Annotated in this window: 24 protein-coding genes and 1 pseudogene; 12 read left to right on the plus strand and 13 right to left on the minus strand. The window is 75.1% G+C overall.

Going from position 1 to position 24,189, the window contains the following annotated elements:
- The first annotated feature begins 175 nt into the window (after window positions 1-175).
- The gene (locus tag AB0O29_RS26225) at window positions 176-1,426 is read left to right on the plus strand and encodes a serpin family protein (RefSeq protein WP_365155687.1); all 1,251 of its coding nucleotides are present in this window, start codon (window positions 176-178) and stop codon (window positions 1,424-1,426) included.
- 19 nt (window positions 1,427-1,445) lie between these two features.
- Here the strand turns inward: AB0O29_RS26225 and AB0O29_RS26230 are convergent, their stop codons facing one another.
- Window positions 1,446-2,948 carry a cytosine permease gene (locus AB0O29_RS26230; RefSeq protein ID WP_365155690.1) on the minus strand — a complete coding sequence of 501 codons (1,503 nt, stop codon included), beginning with the start codon at window positions 2,946-2,948 and terminating at the stop codon, window positions 1,446-1,448.
- Window positions 2,949-3,018: 70 nt separating this feature from the next.
- Here AB0O29_RS26230 and AB0O29_RS26235 point away from each other — a divergent pair, with 70 nt between their 5' ends.
- The gene (locus AB0O29_RS26235) at window positions 3,019-3,696 is read left to right on the plus strand and encodes a TetR family transcriptional regulator C-terminal domain-containing protein (protein ID WP_365155693.1); all 678 of its coding nucleotides are present in this window, start codon (window positions 3,019-3,021) and stop codon (window positions 3,694-3,696) included.
- 25 nt (window positions 3,697-3,721) lie between these two features.
- Window positions 3,722-5,353, plus strand: coding sequence for an amidohydrolase (locus AB0O29_RS26240; RefSeq protein ID WP_365155696.1), 1,632 nt, complete (start codon window positions 3,722-3,724; stop codon window positions 5,351-5,353).
- Between the two features lie 102 nt (window positions 5,354-5,455).
- On the opposite strand, the gene AB0O29_RS26245 is transcribed toward AB0O29_RS26240, so the two are convergent.
- Window positions 5,456-7,000: an FAD-dependent monooxygenase gene (locus AB0O29_RS26245; protein ID WP_365155699.1), complete on the minus strand. Its 1,545-nt coding sequence runs from the start codon at window positions 6,998-7,000 to the stop codon at window positions 5,456-5,458.
- 88 nt (window positions 7,001-7,088) lie between these two features.
- Here AB0O29_RS26245 and AB0O29_RS26250 point away from each other — a divergent pair, with 88 nt between their 5' ends.
- Window positions 7,089-7,724 (plus strand): TetR family transcriptional regulator, encoded by a 636-nt coding sequence (locus AB0O29_RS26250; protein WP_365155701.1) that lies wholly within the window; start codon window positions 7,089-7,091, stop codon window positions 7,722-7,724.
- Window positions 7,725-8,024: 300 nt separating this feature from the next.
- A complete protein-coding gene (locus tag AB0O29_RS26255; RefSeq protein ID WP_365155704.1) occupies window positions 8,025-8,378 on the plus strand; it encodes an SAV_915 family protein in 354 nt (117 codons plus the stop codon).
- Between the two features lie 51 nt (window positions 8,379-8,429).
- On the opposite strand, the gene AB0O29_RS26260 is transcribed toward AB0O29_RS26255, so the two are convergent.
- Window positions 8,430-9,074 (minus strand): dihydrofolate reductase family protein, encoded by a 645-nt coding sequence (locus tag AB0O29_RS26260; protein WP_365155707.1) that lies wholly within the window; start codon window positions 9,072-9,074, stop codon window positions 8,430-8,432.
- A 128-nt stretch (window positions 9,075-9,202) separates the two neighbouring features.
- On the opposite strand from AB0O29_RS26260, the gene AB0O29_RS26265 reads away from it, so the two are divergent.
- From AB0O29_RS26265 to AB0O29_RS26275, 3 genes are all read left to right on the plus strand, one after another.
- Window positions 9,203-10,141 carry an NADP-dependent oxidoreductase gene (locus AB0O29_RS26265; RefSeq protein WP_365155710.1) on the plus strand — a complete coding sequence of 313 codons (939 nt, stop codon included), beginning with the start codon at window positions 9,203-9,205 and terminating at the stop codon, window positions 10,139-10,141.
- A 137-nt stretch (window positions 10,142-10,278) separates the two neighbouring features.
- Window positions 10,279-10,524 carry a hypothetical protein gene (locus AB0O29_RS26270; RefSeq protein WP_365155713.1) on the plus strand — a complete coding sequence of 82 codons (246 nt, stop codon included), beginning with the start codon at window positions 10,279-10,281 and terminating at the stop codon, window positions 10,522-10,524.
- Between the two features lie 60 nt (window positions 10,525-10,584).
- Entirely contained in the window at window positions 10,585-11,403 is an 819-nt protein-coding gene (locus AB0O29_RS26275; protein ID WP_365155751.1) for a class I SAM-dependent methyltransferase, read from the plus strand.
- Window positions 11,404-11,665: 262 nt separating this feature from the next.
- Here AB0O29_RS26275 and AB0O29_RS26280 read toward each other — a convergent pair whose 3' ends face one another.
- The 4 genes from AB0O29_RS26280 to AB0O29_RS26295 all read right to left on the minus strand — a co-directional run bounded on the left by AB0O29_RS26280 (window position 11,666) and on the right by AB0O29_RS26295 (window position 15,608).
- The gene (locus AB0O29_RS26280; RefSeq protein WP_365155715.1) at window positions 11,666-13,717 is read right to left on the minus strand and encodes a dynamin family protein; all 2,052 of its coding nucleotides are present in this window, start codon (window positions 13,715-13,717) and stop codon (window positions 11,666-11,668) included.
- Between the two features lie 61 nt (window positions 13,718-13,778).
- Window positions 13,779-14,204, minus strand: a complete 426-nt coding sequence (locus AB0O29_RS26285) for an SSI family serine proteinase inhibitor (protein ID WP_365155718.1) — start codon at window positions 14,202-14,204, stop codon at window positions 13,779-13,781.
- A 310-nt stretch (window positions 14,205-14,514) separates the two neighbouring features.
- Window positions 14,515-14,943: a carboxymuconolactone decarboxylase family protein gene (locus AB0O29_RS26290; RefSeq protein WP_365155721.1), complete on the minus strand. Its 429-nt coding sequence runs from the start codon at window positions 14,941-14,943 to the stop codon at window positions 14,515-14,517.
- Window positions 14,940-15,608 (minus strand): class II aldolase/adducin family protein, encoded by a 669-nt coding sequence (locus AB0O29_RS26295; RefSeq protein ID WP_365155724.1) that lies wholly within the window; start codon window positions 15,606-15,608, stop codon window positions 14,940-14,942. The genes AB0O29_RS26290 and AB0O29_RS26295 overlap by 4 nt, the downstream gene beginning before the upstream one ends.
- 119 nt (window positions 15,609-15,727) lie before the next feature.
- On the opposite strand from AB0O29_RS26295, the gene AB0O29_RS26300 reads away from it, so the two are divergent.
- On the plus strand, window positions 15,728-16,132 hold the full coding sequence (locus AB0O29_RS26300) for a MerR family transcriptional regulator (protein WP_365155727.1): 405 nt from the start codon (window positions 15,728-15,730) through the stop codon (window positions 16,130-16,132).
- Between the two features lie 64 nt (window positions 16,133-16,196).
- Here AB0O29_RS26300 and AB0O29_RS26305 read toward each other — a convergent pair whose 3' ends face one another.
- Together AB0O29_RS26305 and AB0O29_RS26310 are read right to left on the minus strand one after the other, a co-directional pair.
- On the minus strand, window positions 16,197-16,808 hold the full coding sequence (locus tag AB0O29_RS26305; RefSeq protein WP_365155730.1) for a hypothetical protein: 612 nt from the start codon (window positions 16,806-16,808) through the stop codon (window positions 16,197-16,199).
- 100 nt (window positions 16,809-16,908) lie between these two features.
- Window positions 16,909-17,460: a GNAT family N-acetyltransferase gene (locus tag AB0O29_RS26310; protein WP_365155733.1), complete on the minus strand. Its 552-nt coding sequence runs from the start codon at window positions 17,458-17,460 to the stop codon at window positions 16,909-16,911.
- Window positions 17,461-17,602: 142 nt separating this feature from the next.
- On the opposite strand from AB0O29_RS26310, the gene AB0O29_RS26315 reads away from it, so the two are divergent.
- Window positions 17,603-18,598 (plus strand): rhomboid family intramembrane serine protease, encoded by a 996-nt coding sequence (locus AB0O29_RS26315; protein WP_365155736.1) that lies wholly within the window; start codon window positions 17,603-17,605, stop codon window positions 18,596-18,598.
- A 6-nt stretch (window positions 18,599-18,604) separates the two neighbouring features.
- Here the strand turns inward: AB0O29_RS26315 and AB0O29_RS26320 are convergent, their stop codons facing one another.
- The 3 genes and pseudogenes from AB0O29_RS26320 to AB0O29_RS26330 form a co-directional block, all read right to left on the minus strand.
- Complete coding sequence (locus AB0O29_RS26320) at window positions 18,605-19,633, minus strand: S66 peptidase family protein (RefSeq protein ID WP_365155738.1); 1,029 nt, start codon at window positions 19,631-19,633, stop codon at window positions 18,605-18,607.
- A gap of 54 nt (window positions 19,634-19,687) precedes the next feature.
- Window positions 19,688-21,676: a hypothetical protein gene (locus AB0O29_RS26325; RefSeq protein WP_365155741.1), complete on the minus strand. Its 1,989-nt coding sequence runs from the start codon at window positions 21,674-21,676 to the stop codon at window positions 19,688-19,690.
- Window positions 21,677-21,740: 64 nt separating this feature from the next.
- Window positions 21,741-21,890, minus strand: a pseudogene (locus tag AB0O29_RS26330) (carboxymuconolactone decarboxylase); the annotation flags it as partial.
- A gap of 32 nt (window positions 21,891-21,922) precedes the next feature.
- Between AB0O29_RS26330 and AB0O29_RS26335 the strand changes: the two are divergent.
- Window positions 21,923-22,063, plus strand: coding sequence for a hypothetical protein (locus tag AB0O29_RS26335; RefSeq protein WP_365155744.1), 141 nt, complete (start codon window positions 21,923-21,925; stop codon window positions 22,061-22,063).
- Between the two features lie 60 nt (window positions 22,064-22,123).
- On the opposite strand, the gene AB0O29_RS26340 is transcribed toward AB0O29_RS26335, so the two are convergent.
- Window positions 22,124-23,236: a glutamate--cysteine ligase gene (locus AB0O29_RS26340; protein ID WP_365155746.1), complete on the minus strand. Its 1,113-nt coding sequence runs from the start codon at window positions 23,234-23,236 to the stop codon at window positions 22,124-22,126.
- Between the two features lie 260 nt (window positions 23,237-23,496).
- Between AB0O29_RS26340 and AB0O29_RS26345 the strand changes: the two genes are divergently transcribed.
- On the plus strand, window positions 23,497-24,099 hold the full coding sequence (locus AB0O29_RS26345) for a hypothetical protein (RefSeq protein ID WP_365155749.1): 603 nt from the start codon (window positions 23,497-23,499) through the stop codon (window positions 24,097-24,099).
- The last annotated feature ends 90 nt before the right edge of the window (window positions 24,100-24,189 follow it).

Consider the following 24,189-nt stretch of genomic DNA (forward strand, 5'->3'; position numbering starts at 1 on the left):
CCCGCGAGGTCTACCACGCTCTGACCACCGCACCGACCGAACGAATCACTCAAACCGACCTCACTCCAGCGGCTTGACGTCTATAGGAGCATCCCCGCCCGGGGCGGGACGGCGCCGGCCCGGCGCCACGGAGGGGCGAGCACGGGTAACACGAGTAACAGGGGAACGAGTGCCGGTGACGACGGCGTGGACGCGGGGGACGGTCGACGAGACGGTCGGCGCGGTCAACGCGCTGACCGCGCGGTGGGCGGCCGTGGCCGCGGGGGACGCCCGGTCAGAGGGCTCCGCGCGCAACGGTACGGTCTTCTCCGCCGCCGGGGTGTGGCCGCTGCTCGCGTTCCTCGCCGACGCCGCCGCCGGACCCGCGCGCACCGAGCTGGCGGAGGCCGTCGGACTGCCGGCCGAGCAGGCGGCCGACCGGGCACGGGAGTTCCTGGCGGCGCTGGACGGGCTGCGGGGCGTCGACGCCGCGCTGGGGCTGTGGACCCACCGGCGGCTGAAGGTGCGCGAGGAGTGGGCCGGGAAGCTGGGGCCGCACACCCACCGGAAGCTGACCGGCTGGCGCGCCGTCGACCGGCGGGCCCTCGACGCCTGGGCGGCCGAGCGCACCGGCGGGCGCGTCCCGCAGATGCCCGCCGACCCCGGCCGGGACACCCGGTTGCTGCTGGCGAGTGCGCTCGCGCTGGCGACCCGGTGGGTGCGCCCCTTCACCGCCGGATCCGCCTACCCCGGCACGGGCCCCTGGGACGGCCGGCGGCTGGCCGGTCTGTCCCGCACCACGCGCCTGCTCCACCGGGTCGGTGTCGCCGACACCCCGGACGGCCATGTGACCCGCCTGCGCGTCGTGGGCGACCGGGGCATCGACGTCCATCTGCTCCTCGGGGAGCCGGACACGGCGGCGGGCCGGGTGCTCGCCGCGGGCGTGGACCTCCTCGCCGGGCGGCGGGAGCTCGTGACCGGCGACGTGCTGCCGCCGGGTGAGGCGGGTCCCGGCCTGAGCGTGAGCCGGGTCCGCAACTGGTACCCCGCACGGCCGAGGCTCCACGTGGACACCGTGGCCTTCGACGTCACCGCCGGCCATGATCTGACGGCCTGCGCCGAGGTGTTCGGGCTGCGTTCGGCGACCGGCCGGGCCGCGGGGCACTTCCCCGGGATCGCCGGCAAGGAGCTCGCCGTCGCCCGGGCCCGGCAGTCCGCCACCGCGGCCTTCACCGACCGGGGTTTCGAGGCCGCGGTGGTCACCGCCGTCGAGATGGGCGAGGGCAGCGCGGCCACGCCCGAGCCGCGGTACGTGAACACGGAGGTGCACGCCCGCTTCGAGCGGCCCTTCGGCTTCCTCACCGTGCACCAGGCCTCCGGCCTGGTCCTCGCGTCCGGCTGGGTCACCGATCCGCAGCCCTACCGAGCGGCTCCGATGGACTGGTGACGCGGCCGGCGCGCGGGGCTCAGTACCCGCCACGGGCGGCGCGGACGCCCTCGTCGGTGCGCATCAGGAGCGCGTAGAGGGCGGCGGAGACGAGCATGCCCGCCGGGAGTGAGAGGTCGAGGCCGCCGAGGGCCTCGGCGACCGGGCCGGTGTAGAGGGTGTCCACGCAGAGGGCGGCCGCCGCGACCCCGGCGAGGAGGGCGAGGGCGCCGGCCGGGTTGAAGCCCCCCGTGTACCAGAAGGGGCCGCCCGGGCTCTCGTCGCAGAGCGCCGCGCCGTCGTAGCGTCCGCGCCGCAGCAGGACGTCGGTGGCGTAGACGGCCATCAGCGGGCCGATCAGGACGACGATCACCTGGAGGGCGTTGCTGACCGTGTCGAGGAAGCGGGAGACGAGCAGCCCGTAGAGGGTGAGGGCGACGGCCGCGGTCCCGTCGAAGAGCACGCTGACGGAGCGGCGGATCCGCAGGCCGACGGCCTGGAGCGCGAGGCCCGCGCTGTAGGCGGTGAGGGCGTTGGCGGCGATGGTGCCGAGCACCAGGGCCAGCAGGAAGACCGGGGTGAACCAGCCCGGCAGGATCCCCTGGAGGGCGGTCTGCGGGTCCGTCATGTCGACGGCCGTCGCGGCGAGCGCGCCCAGGGAGGAGACCAGCAGGCTGGGCAGGAAGGCCCCGAGGGCGGTCCAGCCGGTGACGGCCCGCCGGGACGCGGTCCGGGGCAGGTAGCGGGAGAAGTCGGCGCTGGTGGTGTAGGACAGCGGGCCCGAGGCGGTCATGGTGGTGCCGGCGATCAGGGCGGCCCACAGGGCGGTGCCGGTGAGCGGCCGCGCCGGGTGGTAGGAGAGGTCGGCGTGACGGGCCACCGCGACGGCGACGACGGCGAAGGCCGCGGTGAGGACCAGGGTGATCGGAAGGTACAGCCTCATGATCATGGCGTGGCCGTAGACGCTGATGGCGAGCGTGAGGACGGCGATCAGCAGGATCACGGCCACCTTGACCCCGGTGCCCGCCGTCAGGCCCGCCCGCTCGACGAGGGCGAAGGCGGCGGTCGCGGCGGCGGCCAGGTTGAGGGCGAAGTAGCAGACGGAGACCAGCCAGCCGCCGACCGCGTTGTTGACGCGGTTCCCGAGGACCCCGTACAGCGCCCGGGTGATCACCTCGCTGGGGGCGCCCGCGGCCGGTCCGGAGGTGGCGAGGAGCCCGGTGAGCAGCCAGAAGAGGTTGCCGGCGACGAGCACGGCGAGGGCCTGCCCCAGGCTCAGGCCCATGAGGACCAGCGCGCCGCCGATCACGAGGCTGAGGTAGTTGACGTTCGCCGCCGCCCAGACGGCGAACAGGTCGCGGGGGCGGCCGTGGCGCTCTGATTCGGGGATGAGGTCGATGCCGTGGGCTTCGATGAGGCCTGAACGCTCCGGGGCTGGAGCCGGAGCCTGTCGGGACGGAGCCGGGGCCGGGGCCGACGCCTGTCGGGCCGGTGCGGGCGCGGTGCCCGGGAGGGGGTGCGGGTCGGGGTTCGTGGATGCCATGCGGTGCTCCGGTGTGCGTGCGTATCCCACCTGCTTGCTTATTGGTCGCACACTCAATAGCATCGCCGGTATGTCGTCAAGCGTCCAGCGCAAACGAGTTCGCAAGTCCCCCGACGCCCGTCGGGCGGAGATCGTCGCGGCCGCGACCCAGGTCGCGCTGACCGAGGGCCTGGAGTGCGTCACGCTCCGCCGGATCGCCGAGGAGCTCACCGTCCGGCCCGGTCTGATCAGCCACTACTTCCCCTCCGTGGAGGATCTGGTGGCGGAGGCGTTCGGCAGCGCCGCGAGCGCCGAACTGGAGCGCCTCGTCCCCGAGGCCGCCGGCGCCGAGACCGCCACCCTGCGCCTGGCCCGGTTCCTCGCCCACACGGCGGGGGACGCCTACGACGCCATCAGCCGCCTCTGGATCAACGCCCGCCACCTCAGCCGCTACCGGCCCGTCCTGCGAGACCGGGTCGCGGAGCAGGAGGCCGCCTGGCGCGGGCGCCTGGAGGGGCTGATCCGCGAGGGGGTCGAGCGCGCGGAGTTCCGTACGCCGGATCCGTTCGTCACCACCGTCCAGATCCTCGTCGTCCTCGACGGACTCGGGGCGCACGCCAACACCGACACCACCGGGCATCCCGAGGCGGTCGCCCGGATGGCCGTCACGACGGCGGAGCAGGGGCTCGGGCTGCCTCCGGGCGCCCTGGACCTCCCCGACGGCCCGGCCCCCGACCGCGAGCCGCCCGCCACACCCACTCCCGCCTGACCTCCCCCACCCCCAAGGAGTCGCCGTGCGCGCCCGTCTCGTCCTGCTCTCCGCCCGCCTGCTCGACCCCGCCACCGGACTCTTCCTCCCGCAGACCGCGCTCGCCGCCGGGGAGGACGGCCGGATCCTCGCCCTGGGCGACGACCGCGAGGTCCGGGCCCTCGCCGGGCCGGCGACCACGGTCGTCGACCTCAAGGGGGCCGTGGTCACCCCCGGCCTCACCGACGGCCACCTGCACCCGGTGTCCGGCGCCGAACTCACCCACGGCCTCGACCTGTCGGGCTGCACCGGCCTGGACGACGTACGGCGGGAGCTGGCCGCCCGGGTGCGCTCCCTCGCGCCCGGCGAGTGGCTGTCCGGCTGGGGCCTGGACCCCAACGTCTTCGGGGACCGGCCGGTGGGGACCGCGCCCTTCGACTCCGTACTGGAGGGGGTGCCGGCTTTCCTGCTGCTCTTCGACGCGCACTCGGCGCTGGCCAGCCGCCGTGCCCTCGAACTGGCCGGCGTCGACGGCCCGCGCACCTTCGGCCAGGCCTCCGCCGAAGTGGTCTGCGACGCCGACGGCCGCCCGACGGGGCTGCTCCAGGAGGACGCCGCCTGCGAACTCGTCGAACGGGTCGCCCCCCGGCCCACCCGCGAGCAGCGCCGTCAGCGGCTCGCCGCGGCCCTGCGGGCCATGGCCGCCGCCGGTCTGACCGGCGGCCACGCCATGGACGCCAACGGCGAGAGCCTGGAGCTGTACGCGGAACTCGACGCGGCCGGGGAACTCCCGCTGCGGCTGCGGGTGGCGCCCTGGTGCCAGCCGGGCACCGACGCCGAAGGGGTGCGCGGCCTCATCGGCCTGCAGGGCACCGGCGGCGCCCTGTGGCGGGTCGCGGGCGTGAAGCTGTTCATGGACGGGACGATCGACAACGGCACGGCGTGGCTGGAACACCCCGACGGGCACGGCGAGTCCACCCGCTCCTTCTGGCCGGACCCGGACGCCTACACCGACGTCATCGCCCGGCTGCACCGCGCGGGCGTGCCCACCGCCACGCACGCGATCGGCGACGCGGCCGTACGGCACGTGCTCGACTCCGTCGAGAAGGCGCGGGCCGGCGGCGGGCCGGCCGGGGTGCGCCACCGGGTGGAACACATCGAGACCGTCCCGGACGACACCCTGCGCCGCTTCGCCGCCCTGGGGGTCATCGCGTCGATGCAGCCCACCCACTGCTGCGACTTCACCCGCGCCGACCACAGCGACAACTGGTCGCGCCGGCTGGGCGAGGAGCGGGCCTCGCGGGCCTGGCGCTGCCGTGACCTGTGGGACGCCGGGGCCACGGTGGTCCTCGGCTCGGACTGGCCGATCGCGCCGTTCCCGCCGCTGGGCGTGATGGCCGGGGCCCGCCACCGCCGGCCGAGCCGGGACCTGACGCTCGCGCCCCACGGTCCCGGGCAGGCGCTGACGGCCCTGGAGGCGCTGCGCGGCATGACCACGGCCGCCGCCTACGCGGAGGGCGCCGAGCACGAGGCCGGGCGCCTCGCCCCCGGATTCCGCGCGGACCTCACGGTCTTCGCCGCCGACCCGCTCACCACCCCCGCCGAGGAGCTGCCCGCGCTCCCGGTGCTGCTCACGGTCTCGGACGGACGCCCGACCCACCGCGCCGACGGCGTGTGACGGCGGGCCGGCACCGACGGCTCCGGCCCCCGCACGGGGCCGGGGCCCGGGCCGCCCCTGCCGGACCCGGCCCGAGTCGCAATGCCCGACGGAGGAGACGGCCTAGGCGGCCGGGCCGAACCAGCGGGTGAGGGTCTCGGTGAGACCCGCGCCCCCGGCCCAGCAGACGTACCCGTCGGGGCGGACGAGTATCGCCTCGGCCCCGGCCGCACCGGATTCCGCCCGGGCCCGCACCCGGGTGACCCGGTCGCCCCAGGGCAGCGCGGCGGCCGGCGGGGCCTCGCCGAGGAGGAGCAGGACACCGCGCCCGTCGCGGGTCAGCTCGCTGAACCGGACCCGCTTCCCCTCGCCGCCGTCCCCGGCGTCGACGACGAGGTCGAGGTCGGGCATGCGCAGGCCCAGCAGCGGATGGGCGGCCGCGTCGGGCGACGGGAGGCGGAGGTCGAGCCCCGCCATCACCCCGGCCATGTACCGGTTGGCGTCGGGCTGGCGGAGCAGGTCGGTGAGCACGTCGCGGAGCTCGGCGAGCCCGCCGTCGCGCTGCGGCCCCATGACGACGCCCTGCGCCCGGGTGAGGGCGAGCACCCGGGCGGCCACGGGGTGCCGCTCGGACTCGTAGGTGTCCAGCAGTCCCTCGCCGACCTCGCCGCGCAGGACGGCGGCGAGCTTCCAGCCGAGGTTGAACGCGTCCTGGACGCCGAGGTTGAGCCCCTGGCCGCCGGCCGGGGAGTGGATGTGGGCGGAGTCCCCGGCGAAGAACACCCGGCCGTACCGGTAGTGCTCCAGCTGCCTGCTGGCGTTGCTGAACCGGGAGGAGTAGCGGATCTCGGCGACGTCGAGCGCCCCGCCGTGGGTGGCGCGCAGCACCTCGCGGACCTCCTCCTCCGTCACGGGGGCGTCGCGCTCGGCCTCCATGGTCCGGGGGCCGCTGAAGATGAGCTTGTGCAGCCCGCCCGCCAGCGGCGTGATCATGGCGAAGTGGCCCTCGGGCGAGGTGTGGATCCGCGAGCTGATGTGTCCGCCGGTGCTGTCGTCGATCTCGCCGGTGAGCACCAGGTCGGCGGTGGCCATGCGGGCGGTGGCGGCCTGGCCGGGGAACGCAGCCCCGACGATCTTGCGCACGCTGCTGTGGGCGCCGTCGCACGCGACCAGGTAGCGGCCCCGCAGCGACCGCTCGGCCCCGTCCGGCGTGCCCACCGTGACCGTGACGCCGTCGGCGTCCTGCCGGAGGCCGGTCAGCCGGTGCTCCCTGAGCACCCGGCCGCCGAGCTTGGCGAGCCGGTCCTCCAGCACCGCCTCCAGCTGGTCCTGCGGGAGCAGGACGGGGTGCGGGTAGCGGGTGTCCCACGCCGTGTAGTCCAGCGGGACGGGAAGTCCGGCGAAGTGTCCGCCGACGAGCTCGTAGTCGATCGACCGTCCGAGGGCGTCGTCCAGCAGACCGCGCAGGGCGAGCATCTCGGCGGTCCGTGGCTGGATCGCTCCGGCGCGGGACTGGAGGTTGCGGCCGGGCAGCCGGTCCAGCACGACGGCGGGCACGCCGGCCAGCGCCAGCTCGGTGGCGAGGGTGAGCCCGGCCCCGCCGGCCCCCACCACGATGACATCGGTGACGTCGGACGCGTCGGCGACGTCGTTGACCTGCGCGTTCATGGAGCCTCCTCGGAAGATTCCCTCACTTGGTAGAGAACTATACCAGGTGCAACTTTCTCCTCGGTACCCCGATTGCTATCGTGTGCGCATGGCTGAACAACTCGGGCTGCGGGAACGCAAGAAGCAGCGCACCCGGCAGACGATCTACGAAGCGGCCCTGCGCCTGTTCCTGAGCCGCGGCTTCGACGAGGTGTCGATCATGGAGATCGCCGACGCGGCCGAGGTCTCCAAGCGGACGCTGTTCACCTACTTCCCGACCAAGGAGGACCTCGTCCTGCACGTGTTCGCCGACCACGAGGACGAGTCCGCCCGCGTGGTCCGCGGCCGCCCGGCCGGCACGAGCCCCCTGGACGCCCTGCACGCGCACGAACTCGACGCCCTGGCCCGGCGGGATCCGAACACCGGCCTCACCTCCGACCCCGAGGCCGTGGCCTTCGCCCGGCTGCTCAGCACGACGGCGAGCCTCAGCGAGCGGCTGCTGCGCTACGCCGGGCGCGGCATCGCGGCCCTCTCGGAGGCACTGGAGGAGGCCGGCGCCGACGAGCTCACCGCACGCCTCGCCGCCGTGCAGATCGTCACCGTGCTGCGCACCCTGGCCGACCGCAACAGCGAGCAGGTACAGGCGGGCCGCCCGGCCGACGAGGTCTACCCCGAGGCCGTCGCCGCCGCCGACCGGGCCTTCCGCCTCCTCGGCGCGGGCCTGGCCGACACCCTTCCGGCCTGACCCTCCGCCCGTCCGCCGGTCCCGCCGCGCGGCCGTCCGTCCCGCCGCGCGGCCGCCCGGCGGCCCGGCCGGCTTCCGAATGCCCGCACCCGGTCATTCATCCGGGTGATTCCGCCGGAGGCGGGGGTCGGGCCTGCCGGCCGGTCCCCCCACGGCCTCGCCGCCCTCCCGCCCTTGTCGGGTTCCCGGCGGGAGCGGGTCACGGGGGCTCCGCCGCGGGGATAGCTTTCGCGTGCCGCTCCGGGCCGCCTCCCCGCGCCCCGGTGCGCGATCTTCCGTCGAGGCTCCCCAGGAGGGCCCATGTGCGTGTTCCCGTACGACGACGATCCCGAGCCCGAGGAACGGGTCCCGGCCGGACTCCTCTACGTCCCGGTCCGGCCGGGAAGAGCGGAGGTGGTGGTACGCATGTTCCGCACCCCGCTGGGCGCACGCACCGCGGTCGCCTTCACCGCCCCGGACCGGCTGGCCGCCGTACTCGGCGCCGAACAGCCGTGGATCCGGCTCTCCGCGCCCGCCCTGCGGGCCCTGTCCGAGCCGCTCGGGGCCCTGCCGCTGACGGTGGACCCGGTGTTCCCCCCTCCCGCCGTCACCGGCTCCCTCCCCTCCGGCCCTCCGCTCCCCGGCCCGGCCGTCCCCGCGGCCCCGGCCGCCTGAGCGAGGGAGGTCCCGCCCTTCCGGCGGCGTGAGCGGCGGTTCGGGGCGGCTTCAGCCCCCGTTCGCCAGGCCTCGGTCGGGGGCGCTCATGTCGCCGGTGGCCGGCGTGCCGTCCGCGCGGCCGTAGCGGAGGTAGACGGTGCCGTTCGGGCTGGCCACCGGGGGTTCCAGGAGGGTGACGTTGGTGGGGACCGCGCCACCGTCGAAGACCTTCTTCCCGACGCCGAGGGTGATCGGGTGCACCCACAGGTCGAGGCGGTCGAAGAGCCTCTCGCGCAGCAGGCTCTGTACGAGGTCCAGGCTCCCGACGACCTTCACGTGCTCGTGCCGGTCACGGATCTCACGGACCGCCGCCGCCAGGTCCGGGCCCAGCCGCGTCGATCCGGCCCAGGGCAGGTCCGGGGTCCCGCGCGAGGCGACGTACTTCGGGACCCGGTTGAAGAGGTCGGCGATCTGGTTGTCCGGGCCGCCCTTCTGGTGCGGCCAGTAGGCGGCGAAGAGCTCGTAGGTCCGCCGGCCGAGCAGGAGGGCGTCCGTGTCCTCGTACGCGGCGAGGATCTGCGCCCCGGTGACCTCGTGGAGCAGGGGGGCCTGCCAGCCGCCGAACGGGAACCCCTCAGGGTCCTCGTCGGGGCCGCCGGGCGCCTGCCCGACCAGGTCGAGGGTCGCGAACAGTTCGATGTGGATGAGGCCCATGGTGTGCTCCCCGGGAGTCTCGGAGTGGGTCGTTCCGTCGCAAGGGCAGACCCTCGCGGGGCCGCGAAATCATCGGCTCGCGGCGAACTCGCTTCCCTCCCATGATCATCGTCCTCAGAATGAGCCGCATGACGACGACACGAGTGATCACACAGCAGGCCATCGGCGGTTCCGACGTGCTGGAACTCGCCGAGATACCCCTCCCCTCGCCGGGACCCGGCGAGGTCCTGGTCCGGGTGCGGGCCACCGGGATGAACCCCGCGGACTGGAAGGTCCGCATCGGCAAGGTCGACTTCTTCGGTCCGCCGCCGTACGTGCTCGGGCACGAGTTCAGCGGCACCGTGGAGGGCATCGGGGAGGGCGTGACCCGCTTCACGGCCGGCGAGGAGGTCTACGGCTGGACCGTCCCGCCGCACGGCAGCCACGCCGACCACGTGGTGGTCACCGAGGACCGGATCGCGCCCAAGCCGCGCACCCTGGACCACGTCGGCGCCGCCGCCCTGCCGATCTCGGGCTTCACCGCCTACCAGGCCCTGATCGCCCTCTCCGACGTCCGGCCCGGCCAGCGGGTGCTGATCCACGGCGCCGCCGGCGGGGTCGGGCACCTCGGCGTCCAGATCGCCAAGGCCCGGGGCGCGTACGTCATCGGCACGGCGCGCGCCGCCAAGCACGCGTACCTGCGCGGGCTCGGCGCCGACGAGCTGATCGACTACACGGTGGAGGACTTCTCGGCCCTGCGCGACATCGACGCCGTGCTGGACACCGTCAGCAACGACTACGGGCCGCGCTCCCTGCCCACCCTCAAGCCCGGCGGCATCCTCGTCGACGTGGTCGGCGTGGGGGTGGACCGCACCGAGGTCACGGCCCGCGCCGCCGAACTCGGCGTACGGTTCGTGGAGTTCTTCCTGGAGCCGACTCCCGCCGTGCTGACCGCCTTCGCCGAACTCGTCGACGAACACGGCGTACGCCCCACGATCTCGCAGACCCTCCCGCTCACCGAGGCCGCCACCGCGCACGACCTCAGCGAGACGGGACGGGTCCAGGGCAAGATCGTCCTCGTGCCCTAGGAACACCCCGGCGGCCGCCGGCCCGCATGCGGATCCCGTTCCCGGGGGTTACGTTCGCAGTGACCCCTGCGCGGGATCCGCCCGATCGAGGAGCGCGAGCACGGTGGCGCGCTCCGCCGTCCGGAGAGGACAGACCGATGAAGGGACGACTCGCCTTCGCCGCGCTCGTCGCGGCGGTCGTCGCCGTACTCCCCGCCGCCGCGTCGGCCGGGGCCGTCCCGGCCCAGCCGAGCGGGGACTGTGCGGCGCTCATCAACCTGATCTCCGACCCGAACGTCTCCCTCCGCGAGAAGAAGCAGGCGGGCCGGGACTACCTGAACACCCACACCAGGGACGAGATCGACGAGTGCCGCAGCAGTTACCGGGGCGGCATCCCGCAGTAGCGCGACCCCCTCTAGGCTGGCGCGGTGACTGATGAGGGCGAGCGGGTGCGGCCGTCGGGGGTGTGGGCCACGGCGGTGGGGGTGGCCCGGGTGCGGGCGCTGGAGTCCGCACGGAAGGACGCGCTGTTCCACGACCCGCTGGCACGGGCCTTCGCCGCCGCCGGCGGCCTGTGGCCCTCCTCGCCGCCGCCCGGCGACGAGGCGGCGCGCCGCCGCCGGGCGGCCGTGTCGTTCTCCATCGTCATCAGGACGAGGTTCCTCGACGACCTGTTGCGGCAGGCCTCCGCCTCCGGGATCCGTCAGGTCGTGCTGCTCGGCGCCGGGATGGACGGCCGGGCGTTCCGGATGGACTGGCCCGAGGGCACCCGGCTGTTCGAGGTCGACACCGCCGAACCGCTGGACTTCAAGGCCTCGGTGCTGCGCCGCGAGCGGGCCGTGGCGCGGTGCGAGCGGATCACCGTCGCGGTGGATCTGCGCGAGGACTGGCCGGGCGCGCTGACCGCCGCCGGGCACGACCCGGCCGTACCGACCGTGTGGATCGCCGAAGGCCTGCTGATCTATCTGCCCCAGGACGCGGTGGAACTGCTGCTGGCCCGGATCGGGGCGCGGTCGGCGGCGGGAAGCCGGATGGGGCTGACGCTGGGCCCGCGCGGCGTGATCGACCGCTTCGGCGCGGACGCCGCGCCGGGATCGGCGGCTTCGATGTGGGTCTCGGAGATGCCGGACGACCCGCTGGGCTGGCTCGCCGGTCACGGCTGGCGGGCCGAGAGCCACACCCTGCGCGAACGCGCCGCCGCGTACGGCCGCCCGGCCGGCACCCCGCCGCGGGGCGGCGGGGAACGGATCGGCGGGCTGATCTCGGCGGTCCGCCTCAGGTAGGGGCGGATCCCTCCCGGCTTCCCCGGCGGCCCGCGGAACCCGGCGGCGTGCGGTCACGGGTCACGGCAGCCGGTCCGCGTGCGGGGCGAGGGCCAGGCCGGTGGGGGTGTTGAGGCCCGTGGAGGGGACGGTGGCCTGGGCTCCGTCGGAAGTTTGACGACAGGCCCTGGGCAGCGGACGCCGCCCCCGCACGAGTCACGCCGCCGCCGGCCCGCCGCGCCACTCCGGTGCCGGTGCCGGCGCATGGGCCGGGGCGGCCGGTTCAGCGGACGGTGAGGTCGTTGCCGAGGGCGTCGCGCAGGTCCTGGAGTTCGGTGACGAGGGCCTGGCCCGCCTGGTTGACCGGGGTGAGGCGGTCGATGACGGCGCGGCTGCGGACGGTGTCCTCGGCGTTTATGCGCTCCATGATCTGGGCCAGCGTCGACTTCAGGCGGGCCTGGTGCCCGGCGTGGTGCTGCTCGACCGCGTCGATCAGCAGCCGGCCCTGGCTCTGGGTGACCCGCTCGAAGGCGTTGCGGGCCTGTTTCACGTGTTCGTCGATCATGTCCTTGCGTTCCTGGCGCGCCCTTTGGACCTGGGTCTCGCGGTCCTTGAGGAGGTCCGTGACCTTGGCGATGGCGATGGCCGCCAGCACGGCGGCGCCCGCCGGGACCGCGATGGTGGCAAGGCTGAGGCTGGTGGTCAGCCATACGGCCCCGGCCGCGAGCGGGCTGGCGACGCCCAGGGTGTTCGCCGCGGCCTGGACGACCCCGTAGGCCGTCAGGGGCTGGCGGCCGTCCGTCTGCATCGGGAAGTAGCTCGTGTCGAGCGGTTCCGGGGCCACCAGCTGGGAGCCCGTGTCCACTCCGAGGTCCGCGCGCAGCAGCTGCCGGGCGCTCGTGTCGAAGGCCCGCAGTTCGCGTTCCCAGAGGGTGGCCGGCCCGTCGGGCGAGGTCATCCACCGGCTGAACAGCTGGACTTGGAGCACGTCGACCTCGTTGGCGTGCTCGGCGCTCAGGTTGCCGCGTTCGATCAGCGGGTCGAGCTGCTGGTGCAGCAGGTCGGCCAGGCCGCCGAACGGGCCGCGTGCCGAGCGGATCCGGCGCTGCAGTTCGCGGCCGAGTTCGGTCCGGATGTGTTCCAGGGAGTTCTCGGCGCCCGCGATCCGGTTGCGCAGGCTGCCCATCTGGGCCTCCAGGTCCTCCACGGCCAGCTGGTGGGTGTCGAGCATGTCGGCGAGCTGCCGCTGGCGGCGCCGCACCAGCCAGCGCGCCTCGTCCGCGACCTGGCGCAGGTGCGCGTGGCCGGCGCCGGACTCCATCAGGTTCCGGAGGTGGTCGCGCAGGGTCTCCATGCCGCTGAGCCGGCCCAGGGTCTCACCGTCCTCGTCCTGGGCCTTCTTGAACTCTCCCTCGGCCTCCCAGGCGGCGGAGACCGGCAGGAAGCCCTCGCCGATGAACTGCCCGCCGGGGGAACCGAAGTGGGTGCGCAGGTAGGCGTTGTTCGTGGCCAGCACGCTCTTCCAGGCGGCCTGGCCCTGCTCCCGCTGGGTGGCCAGGTCGATCCCGCTGAGGACCCACAGCACCTTCTTGTTCGCGTTGCTCTGCATGTGGTGGGCGTAGAGGTCGCGGATGAGCTGGAGTTCGTTGGCGGTGAGGGCCGAGGTCGCGTGGCTCACGTAGATGAAGCAGTCGGCCTTGGCCCACGCCTCCCGCATGATGATCTCGTGTTCCTCGATCGGGGACTCCGAGCCGGGCAGGTCGAAGAGTTTGACCGGCAGGCGGGCGTCGGAGAGGAGCACCTCGATCGATTCGACGCGGAGGTTCATGTGCTCGCGGCGGCGGTTGGTGATGTCGCCGTCCACCGCCCCGTACGCGGAGACCACGGCGGGCGGCAGGTCCGTGCCGATGTCGTCCACCCGGCCGCCGGCGAACCTGGCGCGCAGCCGCGCCCGGCCCGTCGCGGCCTCGGCGGGCTCGTCCCCGACGGGGATGACCGTGCACGGGCACGCGGTGGTCGGGCGCGCCGACGACGGCAGGACCCCGAGGAACTCCGCCGACGGCATCCCGTCCTCGTCGGTGATGGGGATGTACTCCAGGCCGCCCTGGAGGCCGCTGATCAGGAAGCTCTTGCCGGACGACTGTCGTCCGAGCAGGGCCACGTTGAGCATGGAGGACAGGACGCGGGTGCGCAGGGCCTCGATGCGGGCGGCGTCGCCGGTCAGGCCGGCCGGGTCGTCGAGGAGGTCGCGCGGTCCGTCCTCGTCGCATAACCAGCGTTCACAACGGCTCAGCAGGTGCTTGAGTTCGTCCTGGGCTTCCTCTACGGGCATCATGCGGTACTTCTACCGCAGGACGCCGCCGCGCATCAGCGGAACCGGTCAACCGCGAGGGGGCTCAGAAGGCGAAGAGCGGGTTGCCGTTCAGGGTCGCGGACATCACGCACGCGTTGGCGAAGGTGTGCTTCCAGGCGACCCGTCCGCCCTGCCAGCTGCCGTCCGCCGTGACCGTGACGGGGTCGAGGTGGTGCGGGCAGGCGCGGCCCGCGGCGGGGGCGGCGAGCAGCTGGTCGAACCGGCCGCCGGCGGCGTTCGCGGCGTCGCACGCGGCCCTGGGGTCGGGGTGCGTGCCCTCGGCGGTGTAGGCGCAGCTGAGGACGGCGGCCCGCAGGACGGTTCCCGTGGCCGCGTCGCCGCCCCGGGTGATGGTGAGGACCATGGCGGAGGGGGCGGACGGGCTCGCGGGCGCGGCCTGCGCCGCGCCCGCGGCTGCGCCGAGGCAGAGGAGGGTGGCGGCGGAGACGGCGGCCAGGCGGTGACGCATGATCACATCCCTTTCAGATCGAAGGCGTTGGATGACTCCGAGGACCGTTGTGGTGGTCCGGCGGGATCGAGGCTTTCAGATTCGAAGGGTGGCCGCATGTCGGGGATCGGGATACGGACAGTTGGTTCGGATATCGGAGCCCGCAGGTGGCGGGCACCGCCCCTCCCGGGTGTGCTGGTGGCGGTGGTGCCGGGGGGCGCGCGCGGACCGTCCAGGGTGACCGGATCGGCGCGGTGCCGGGGCTGGGGCCGGGGCCGGTGCCGGGCACGTCCGGTTGAGGTCCCCGGCGCCCGGCATGACCGCCCCGGCCTCAGAGCCGGGCCGGCTCCCCCTCCCCGTGCGCGTCCGCGCCCCGTTCCGGCAGGAGTTCGGCGATGATCTCGGTGCCGAGCGCGTACGCGGGGACGCCCGCCGTGATGAGCGCGGTCTCGGCGACGCCGATCAGGTCGGCGATCCCGGCTCCGGCGTGGAGCGCGCCGCGGGCGTGGATCCGTGCGGGGTGCGCCCGGCCGAGGGCCAGCAGCTGCCCGAAGTGGACGAGCTGCTGCACCCGGTCGCCCAGCGGATTGCCGGTCAGCACGATGTGGCGCAGCTCCGCGAGCGCCTCCTCCGTCGGCAGCCGGCCGAACTCCCCGGCCAGCCGCAGCCGGTCCTGTACGCCGCCGGGGACGGTGCCCAGGGTGGAGCGGTAGCGGTCGCGCACCGCCTCCGTACGGGCGGTGAGGGTGTCGTCCGTCATGACGCGACCCGCGCGATCGAGGCGCGCACGGCCTCCCGGGCGCCCGGGGGGAAGTCCACGGCCCCGCCGATCGCGGCGGCGGCGAGCTCCGCCTCGGCGCTCTCCTCGATCGCCACCAGGAGGTGGGCGGTGGCCGCCGGATCCGGGCCGAACACCAGGAGGCCGTGGTTGGCCAGCAGGACCGCGGCCGTCGTAGGGCGGCGCTCCAGCACCTCGGCGATGCCGCGGACGGAGACGTCCGATCCGCGCGGCCCCCAGGGGACCACCGGGACCTCCTCGGCCTGCCCGAAGCGCAGCATGGGCTCCGTGCGGCAGGGCAGCGGCCGGTGCGCCAGCGCGAAGGCGGTCGCGGAGGGCGAATGGGTGTGGATGATCGCGCCCACGTGGGGCCTGGCCGCGTACACGGCGGTGTGCATGGCGGTGATCTCGGCGCTGACGGAGCGGAGTTCACCGTCGAGGACCCGGCCGTCGAAGCCCACGGTCGCCAGCTGCTCGGGCCGCAGGCCTCGGACGAACCCCGGCGTCAGCAGGAAGCGCTCACCGCCGTCGAACCTGGCGCTCAGGTTGGCGTGTCCGGAGTGGGACATCACCCCGGCCGCGAACAGCGCCTCCGCGGCCTCCACCAGCTGCCCGGCCCGCTCGGCCCGCGCGTACGTCTCCCCCATGGGGAACCTCCCGCTCTCCTGCGGCCGGCGGTCCGTTCGCCGCCGCCCTCCTGCCGACCACTCTTCAACTTGAACTAAGGTTCAAGTCAAGACAAGGCGACCGAGGAGGAGCGGCGGGGATGCGGAGCAGCGCGCGGATGACGATCGGCCGGCTCGCCGAGCTCACCGGGGTGCCGGCTTCGGCCATCCGCTACTGGGAGCGCCACGGGCTGCTGCCCGCGCCCGAGCGGGTGGGCGGCCAGCGGCGGTATCCGCCGGAGGCCGCGGAACGGATCACGGTGCTGCGGACCTGCCAGCAGGCCGGGCTGACGCTGGCCGAGATCAAGGAGTTCCAGCGGGAGCAGCCGCTCAGGGAGGCGATGATCCGCACCAAGATCGGCGAGATCGAGCAGCGGATGGTCGACCTCGAACACGCGCACCAGTTGATGACGCACGCCCTCAGGTGCGGGGAGGAGGACATCGTGGTCTGCCCCAAGTTCCGCGAGCAGATGGCCTCCTGGCGGACGGGCGAACCCGCGCCGTGAACGGCGGACGGGGGCCGCGCCGGGTCGGATGACCGGCGCGAACCCCCGCGGGGCGGCGAACCGCCTACTTCTTGATCTGGTTGAGGCAGAGCACGAACTGCTTGCCGGAGTGGCGGCGGGAGCCCCTGGTCTGCTCGTAGTAGCCCATGTCGGACTTGCCCTGGCAGCGGTTGGTGTCCAGCGTGCCGGAGATGACGTCGACGACCTTGTAGGTGGCCCCGGTGGTACCGCAGTCGACCACCTGGAGGTCCAGGGTGGCCGCCGAGGTGCCGTTGTTCTTCAGGCAGTCGCCGACCTCGGCGTGATCGGCGTCGTCCTGGCTCAGGAAGTAGCCCACGGCGCAGGCGATGAGGACGAGCACGATGCCGATGCCCTTGAGGATCTTCATCGGCCCGACGCCCCCGCTCCGGGCGGGAGGCGCCGGGGGCGCGGCCCACTGCTGCGGGGGCGGCTGCATCTGCGGGTGCGGCTGCGGCTGCATCTGCGGGTGCGGCTGGTTCGGGTACACGGGCTGCTGCGGCGCCCCGCCGTACGGCGGCTGCGCCTGCGGCGGCGGGTACGCGTACCCGGGCTGGGGCGGCGGGTACCCCTGCGGCTGCTGGGCGTAGGGGCCGGGCTGGGGGTAGGGTCCGGGCTGGCCGTAGGGGCCGGGGCCCTGCTGCGGCGGGTAGGTCATACGGGAATCCCTCGATGATCACGCGTTACGTCTGTCTGATTGACGTGCGCACGCTATATCAATCGATCACCATCGGCTGAATCCGTCCGGTGGCCAGACCTCATCGGTCCCCGGCACCGGGCTCGTCGTCCCAGTCGGCGGGCGTCGTGGTGCCGGAGATCCAGTCGTCGCGCAGGACCGCGTACCCCACGGCGTCGTGGAGCCGCCCGTCGGACGAGGGCCAGGCGCCCCGGTGGTGTGCTTCCTTCACGTAGCCCCCGCGCCGGAAGGCGCGGCGCATCGCCGCGTTGTCCTGCCGGGTGGTGCCCTCGATCCGCCGGACGTCCGGGAACCCGGTGAACACGTACCCGGTCAGCCAGACCACGGCCGCTCCCCCGAGGCCCCGCCCCCGGTACCCGGCGCGGATGCGCAGATCGAACAGCGGCGTGGGGTCGCACAGGTCCATCAGCCGGATGAGCCCGGCCCGTTCACCGGCGACGGTGATCCAGAACGCACGGTTGTCCGGGCCGTCGTAGCGGCCCTCCGCGACCCACCGGCGGGCCTCGGCCTCACCGACGACGTCCGCGCCGTGGAACGGCCAGGTGTCCCCGGAGAGGAAGGCGGCCAGCCGCTCCGCGTGCGCCGGCTCGAAAGGCTCGTAGGTGATCTCCACGGCGGCACTCTAGGTTCGGGGGCACGGGCACGGAACCGATTTACGGGCCGGCCCGGTGCCCGGCGTGCGGCACGGCGCTCTCGGCGGCGGGGAGAGCCCCTGCCGGTGGGGGCGGGGCGTCTGGCAGGGTTTGATCATGGACATGCACAGTTTGTCGCTCTACGGGTGCGCGGTGGCCGTCGTCGGGCCGGGGATCGGGGTCCTCGCCGCGCTCGCCGCGCGGGACGGCGGGGACGTGCCTCCTCCGGTGGCGGTGCTGCGGGCGTGGCGGCGGCCCGTTCCGGTGGTTGCCGCGGGGCTGGTGGCCGTCATGGTGGTGCTCGGTGTGGCGCAGAGCCTCGTACCCGGGATGGTCGGCGCGCTCGCGCGGGAGCCCGGGGGTGCGTGGTGGCGGGCCGTGACGGCGCTGGGGGTGCAGTCGTCGGGGTGGGGCCAGCTGCTGATCAACCTGGCCGCGCTCGCGGCGGTCGCGCCCGTGGCCGAGCGGCGGTTCGGGCCCTGGTGGACGGCGCTGGTCTTCGCGGTGAGCGGGGTCGCGGCGCAGGCGGTGAGCATGGCGGGGTGGAGCCCGCGCGGGGGCGGCGACTCGGTGGCGGTCTGCGGGCTCGTGGGCGCGCTCGCCGCCTGGTACGCGGTGCGCGGCGCCGGTGCGCCGCGGCGGGCGGCCCTCCTCGTCCCCGCCTCCGGTCTCGTCCTGTGCCTCCTCGCCAACAACCACGGGGTGGGGCTTCTCGTGGGCTGTGCGGCGGGGGCGGCCCTGGCCTCCGTCGCCGCCGGGGCGCCCCGGGACGTGCCGCTTCCCCGGATGTCCGTGCTCTTCGAGCCCGAACCCCGTCAGTGGGGCCTGCGGGGTGACCCCCACCTCTGGCGGGCGCTGCGCGACGAGCTGTCCGGGACGGACCTCCCGGATTCGGCCGACGCCGCGGCCCGCCGGCTGCGGGCGGCGTTCCGCGAGCTCGTCGGGCAGGACCTCTACGAGAGCGCGGCGTCGTCCGTGTACCTGGAGCGGTACGCCCGGCCGAACGGCGGCATGTCCAACGGATCGGTCTGCCTCGACAAGTGGCGGGAGAGCCTGATGCCGCTGCTGCTGGAGCGCGCCGGGGAGCTGCTGGAGTCGCGGTCGCCGCGGGGGCGTTGACGTCCGTCAGCGCAGGGTCTGGGTGAGTTCGCTCCGGCCGGGGGTGTGGACGACGCGGCCGTGCGCCCCGTTGACGAGGGGCATGTGGGGCGCGACGTGGCCGCATTCGACGTCGGCGATGACGGGCACGCCGAGCGGGCCCAGCGCGTCCATCACGGCCTCGTGCTGGCTGAGGGAGCGGTTGCCGGGCGCGTGGGTGCGGCCGACGAGCACCGCGTTCGCCCGGTCGAAGAATCCGGCGAGCCGCATGCCGTGCAGGTTGCGGCAGATGGTGAACGCGTCGTCGCCGGCGGCCTCCACGTACACGAGGAGCCCATCGGGCGCCTCACCGCCGGCGAAGGCCGCGACGTCGAGGTAGGGGGTGCCCGTGAGGTTGCAGAGGGTTTCGACGCAGCCGCCGATCAGCCGTCCCTCCGCGACCACGTCGCCGGTCCCGTCGAGCCGGGTCCAGGCACCCGCGCGGTCGAGGGTGTGCTCGCGTATCCCGGGGAAGGACGTGAAGTCGTCGAAGCCGGGGGCCCGGTGGAGGCCGGGCGGGGTCTGGGTGAAGCCGCTCCCCCGGGGTGCCTCGACGACGTCGAGCCAGGAGCGCAGGCCTTGGGGCACGCGGTAGGGCGTGTCCATGAGGTTGGTCCCGTGGACGGTGGCCGTGCCCGTCAGCAGGGTCAGCGGCGTCAGCAGGGTCGACGTGTCGGAGTATCCGACGAGCCAGGTCGGCTCGGCCTCCCGCAGCCGGTCCCAGTCGAGCAGCGGCAGCAGGTCGATCGCGGCCTCTCCGCCCCAGGGCGGCACGACGGCCCGGATCGCGGGGTCGGTCAGCATCGACGTCAGCTCGCCGGCCCGGTCGGCGGCCGGGGCGCTGATGTGCCCGGCGCCGTCCATGCACCGGCCGACGACGACCTCGTACCCCCGGTCCTCGAGGTCGCGGAGGGCGAGGTCGAGGCGCGGGCGGTGCTCTTGGGCGACCCCGCTCGACGGGGAGGTGACGCCGATGCGGTCACCGGGGCGCAGGGGCCGGGGAAATCGAATGGGCATGCGACGGATTGTGGCATGCGGCCGGGCGCGGAGGAGGACGGGTTCGGCCGGGGCTCAGTCGCGGCCGCCCGGCCCGCCGTCGAGGGCGGTGATGCGGGCTCCGCTCGCCAGACGGGCCGTCAGGGACACGGGGGCGCCCTCCGGTCCGGCGGGGGCGACGAGGCTGCGGCCGGCGGTCTCCGTGCGGACGGCTCCGCTCGCGGTGATGGCGGTGACCTCGCGGCTGCCCGCCGCGAGCAGGTACCAGCGGCCCGCCGGGGAGCGCCACCGGGTGCCCGCCAGCAGGTGCTGGCCGAAGCGGCCGCAGGCGGCGGTGGAACGGGCGCGGGCGACCTCCTGCGGGGGTCCGGAGGGCGGGCGCAGCTGGACGAGGACGTCGCCGGGGCCGGCCCAGCCGGAGGCGCGGGTGCAGCTCCAGACGGCGCGGCCCGCGCCGTCGGGGAGGTCGGAGTCGGCGAAGTCCCAGACGTTGACGGCCCGTACCCCGCCGCCGCCGAGGGTGCGCAGTCGGCACGCGCCGGTGGCCCAGGCGGCGCGGGCGGGGGCTCCGGTGGCCTCGCGGGGCTGCCGGGCGGGGACGGCGCCGGGGCCGTCGGGCAGCGGGGTGTAGGTGAGGTGGACGGGGGTGAGCGCGCCCAGGTCGGCGAGGACGAAGGAGTGCTTCTCCACGATGCGGGCCGAGGAGGTGAGTTCGAGGACGGGCCAGGCGTCGCAGGCCCCGCTCCCCCGGGGTACGGGGACCGGGGCGGTGACCCCGTCGGCGGCGACGGCGAGGGGCCGGGCGGTGTCGTCGGCGCGGAGCAGGTCGCGGGTACCGGCGGAGGCGATCCAGGGCGCGAGCAGGTAGCGCGCGGCCGCGCCGTCGGAGGCCCGGGTCAGGGTGAGGGCGGCGGCGGTGGTGACGCCCGCCTCGTCGGTGCGGGCCAGGTCGAGGGTGCGGGTTCCGCGCGGCCCCGCGGCCGGCTCGGTGTAGCGCGCCACGCGGTCGCCCTCGGCGTCGAGCAGCAGCACCACGGCCGTCGCCCCCGGGTCCCCGGGCACGTCCCCCGCGTACAGCAGGTGCGGCGGATGTGCGGGCGGGTCGGCCGGGGTGCCGGGCGCGGCGGTGGTGCGGACCCCGCCGGGCCGGGCCGCCCAGGCGCCCAGGGCTCGGGTGAGCAGGGCCCGGTCGGCGGTGCGGCCGCCCCGGGCGGGCCAGGCGGTGAAGTCCACCCGGGCGGTGTCCGCCCACGCCTCGGCCGGTACGCGGGCCAGCCGCGCGGGGTCGAGCAGCCCTGCGGCGACGGCCCCCGCGGCGGGCACCGCCTCGGTCCGCGGGGGCGACCCGTCGGCGACGAGGACCCCGGCGGCCAGGACCGCCGCCACGGCGGCGGCCCACCCGATGCGGACCCGGCGGCGGCGCCGCAGCAGGTCGGTGGGGCGGGCGCTGACCACGGTGGCGTCGAACCCGGGGTTCAGCAGGGCGGCCGGCAGGGCCGCGCCGGGGGCCACCGCCCGCGCACCCCTCACCGCGTCCCCGGGGCCGGGCGCCCCGGCCGTACCGAGCAGCCGCGTCACGTCCTCCTCGGGCAGTCCGTCCAGCCGGTGCAGCACGAAGGCGGCCCGGACCGGCCCCGGCGCCGCCCCCAGGAGCCCGGCCGCCTCGTCGATCCCGCCCGCCGGGGGCCACAGCCGCAGCCCCCACACGAAGGGCGGCGCGGGGGGCCAGCCGGTCCGGGCCAGCAGACCCCGGGCCGCGCCCGCCGGGGCGAGGGCCGCGCGCAGGACCCGTACCCGCAGCTCCTCCAGGGCGGCGCCCGGCGTGCCGGGATCGCGGCCGCCGCCCGCGCGGGGCAGGGCGTGCTGGACGGCGCGGTGCGCGAGGAGCACGCGGGTGTGCCGGCCGAGGGAGGGCGGGAGGGTCAGGTAGGCGAGGCGCACCAGGCGCGGGTACTGCTCGACCAGGACGGCCTCGGCCCGTTCGACCGCACCGCGCGCGGCGGGTGTCGCGGGCGCGGGCGGGGCGCCGTCGGGCTCGGAACCGGATCGCGGTGTTGTGGCCACGGCCCGTCAAACGAGTGAATCATGGGATGGTCACATGCCCACGTCGGCGGCGGTGTCCACGCCCTCAGGCGGCACGGGTCATCCGGTTGGCGAACGTCGAGAGGGTGTAGGCACCGATGCCGATCACGACCTCGAGGGCGTTGCGCCGGGTGTACCCGTGGGCCTGGAACTCCGCCATCTCCCCGTCGCTCACCGCGCCGGAGGCGGCGAGCACCTGGGCTCGCCGGCCTGCGCCGCTCGGCCGCCGTGTTCGACGAACTGTGCGCGGAGTGGGCCGCCGTCCTCGGCGCCGAGCGCGTCCGGGACATCGAGAACGGCCTGCGCGAGGTCGTCCCCGCCGAGACGGCCCTCCGCCTCGACGCCACGAGCCGGCTGGGCGGCTCCTAGGCCGTCCACGGCACGCTCCCGGGCGGCTCCCGGGCCGTCCGCCGCAGGTGCCGGGCGGTTCTAGCCCGCGCACGCCGTCGTCAGGCGGGCGCACTCCGCGACCATGGCGCGCAGGTCTCCGGTGGTGCGCAGGAGGCGGCGCTGGAGGCGGGCGCCGTTGCCGTGGGTGAGGAGCCGGGTGAGTCCGTCGCGTACGAGGTCGAGGTCGCCGTGGTCGTCGAGGGCGTCCCGTACGTGGTCCAGCAGCGCGTCGAGGACCGTCTCGGGAGCGGTGGGGCTCATGGTGCGCGGGTCGAGCAGCGGGCCGTCCAGGCCCGATCTGGCCGCCCGCCAGGCCGCGAGCCGCAGCAGGCCGACGCCGACGCGGGCCGGCGGGCGTCCGGCGCGCCAGTCGCGGGCGGCGGTCTCCACCAGTGCGCGGCACAGGGCGGCGAGCAGGACCGGGGTGCCGGGTTCGAGGCAGACGTCGGCGACGCGGATCTCGACCGTGGGGTAGGCGGCGGAGAGCCGGGCGTCGAAGTAGACCATGGCGGCGTCGCGCAGGACCCCGGTGGCGATCATGTCGCGCACCTGCCGGTGGTAGTGCTCCGCGCTGCCGAAGAGGTCCGTGGGGCCGGCGGAGGGCAGGCGGTTCCAGACGCGGCTGCGGTAGCTGGCGTACGCGCTGTCCTGCCCCTGCCAGAACGGCGAATTGGCGCTGAGGGCGGTCAGGACCGGCAGCCAGGGGCGGATCCGGTCGAGGACGCCCACGCCCTCGTCGTCCGACGCCACGGCGACGTGGACGTGGCAGCCGCAGGTGAGCAGTTCCCGGGCGGTCAGGCCGAACTGCCGGCTCACCCAGCCGTACCGTTCGCCGGGCGTGGTGGACGGCCGTACCGGCAGCGGGGACGTGGCCAGGGCGGCGAGGGCCCCGCCCGCGCCGGCCGCGTGGCGCGCGGCCTCGGCGCGCCAGCGGACGATCTCCTCGGCCAGCTCGTCCATCCGCAGGACGGGACGGGTGGCCAACTCCACCTGCTCGCACTTGAGCTCCGACTCCAGAGCCCCCGCCGCCGGCCCGTCCCTCCCGTTCCCCTCGCGGGAGGCCGCCGACATCACCGCGGCCGACAGCGCGAGCGGATCGCCGGTCCGGGCGTCGACCAGCAGCAGTTCCTCCTCCACACCGACGGTGCGCATGTCCGTCATCGTGTCCCTCTCTCGTCGGCTCCCACGGGTCGGGCGTGCCGGGGCCGGCCGCGCACGCGCCGGGTGCAACGATGCCCAGCGACCGCGCCCCCGCCCCGCAGGCGGCCGTTCGCCACGCCGCCCGATGGTTGGACGGCCCCGCCTCAGCCCTGCGGGGGCCGGTGGAGTCCGGCCGCCTCCGGCTTTGTGAGGGTGCCCCTGACGTGCGGGAGGATCATGTGGTCGGTGACGGATGACGAGGGGGCGGGCGCATGTGCACGATGAGCGGGGCGGACGAAGAGGCCATGGTGGCGGGGTTCCTGACGCAGTACCCGCGGGCCGGGCGGCCCGACTCGGGGGAACACCCCGCGCTGCGCGGCTGCGACGAGATCCCCTGGACGGATTTCCCCGGGTGCACCCCGGAAGTGCCGGCCCTGCTGTACGCGCTGCTCGATCCGGCGGCCGGCCGCGAGGCCCAGCGCGTGCTGAACAACGTCCTGATGAGCCACATGCTCCTGCTGGGTCCGGCGACGCTGGCGGCCCTGCCCTTCCTGCTGAGGCTCGCCGCGGAGCCGGAACTCCCGGCGCGCGAACCCCTGCTCGGCTTCCTGTCCTTCGCCGCCGAACTGTGCCGGCCCGTCCTGCCGGGCGAGGAGGGCTTCTGGGCCACCGAGGAGGACTCGGAGGCACACGAGCGCTGCCGGGCGGCGTTCGCCGCGCACGCGCACCTGGTGCGCGCGCTGACCGATGACGAGAGCCTGCCCGACGGGCTGCTCGACGCCGACGGCCGCGCGGTCCTCCGGCTGCTCGCGGGAGCGCCGGACGGGTCCGTTCCGGCCCCGGTCCCGGCCCCGGCCCCGGTCCACGGGTCCTAGGGCCTGTCCGCAATGTCAGGTGGGGAGCCATAGTCGCAGGCAGGCGAGGGTGACCAGGGCTTGGTAGTGGCGGGCTCGTTTGTCGTAGCG

The organism is Streptomyces sp. NPDC089915 (assembly GCF_040684675.1).
GTDB lineage: Bacteria > Actinomycetota > Actinomycetes > Streptomycetales > Streptomycetaceae > Streptomyces.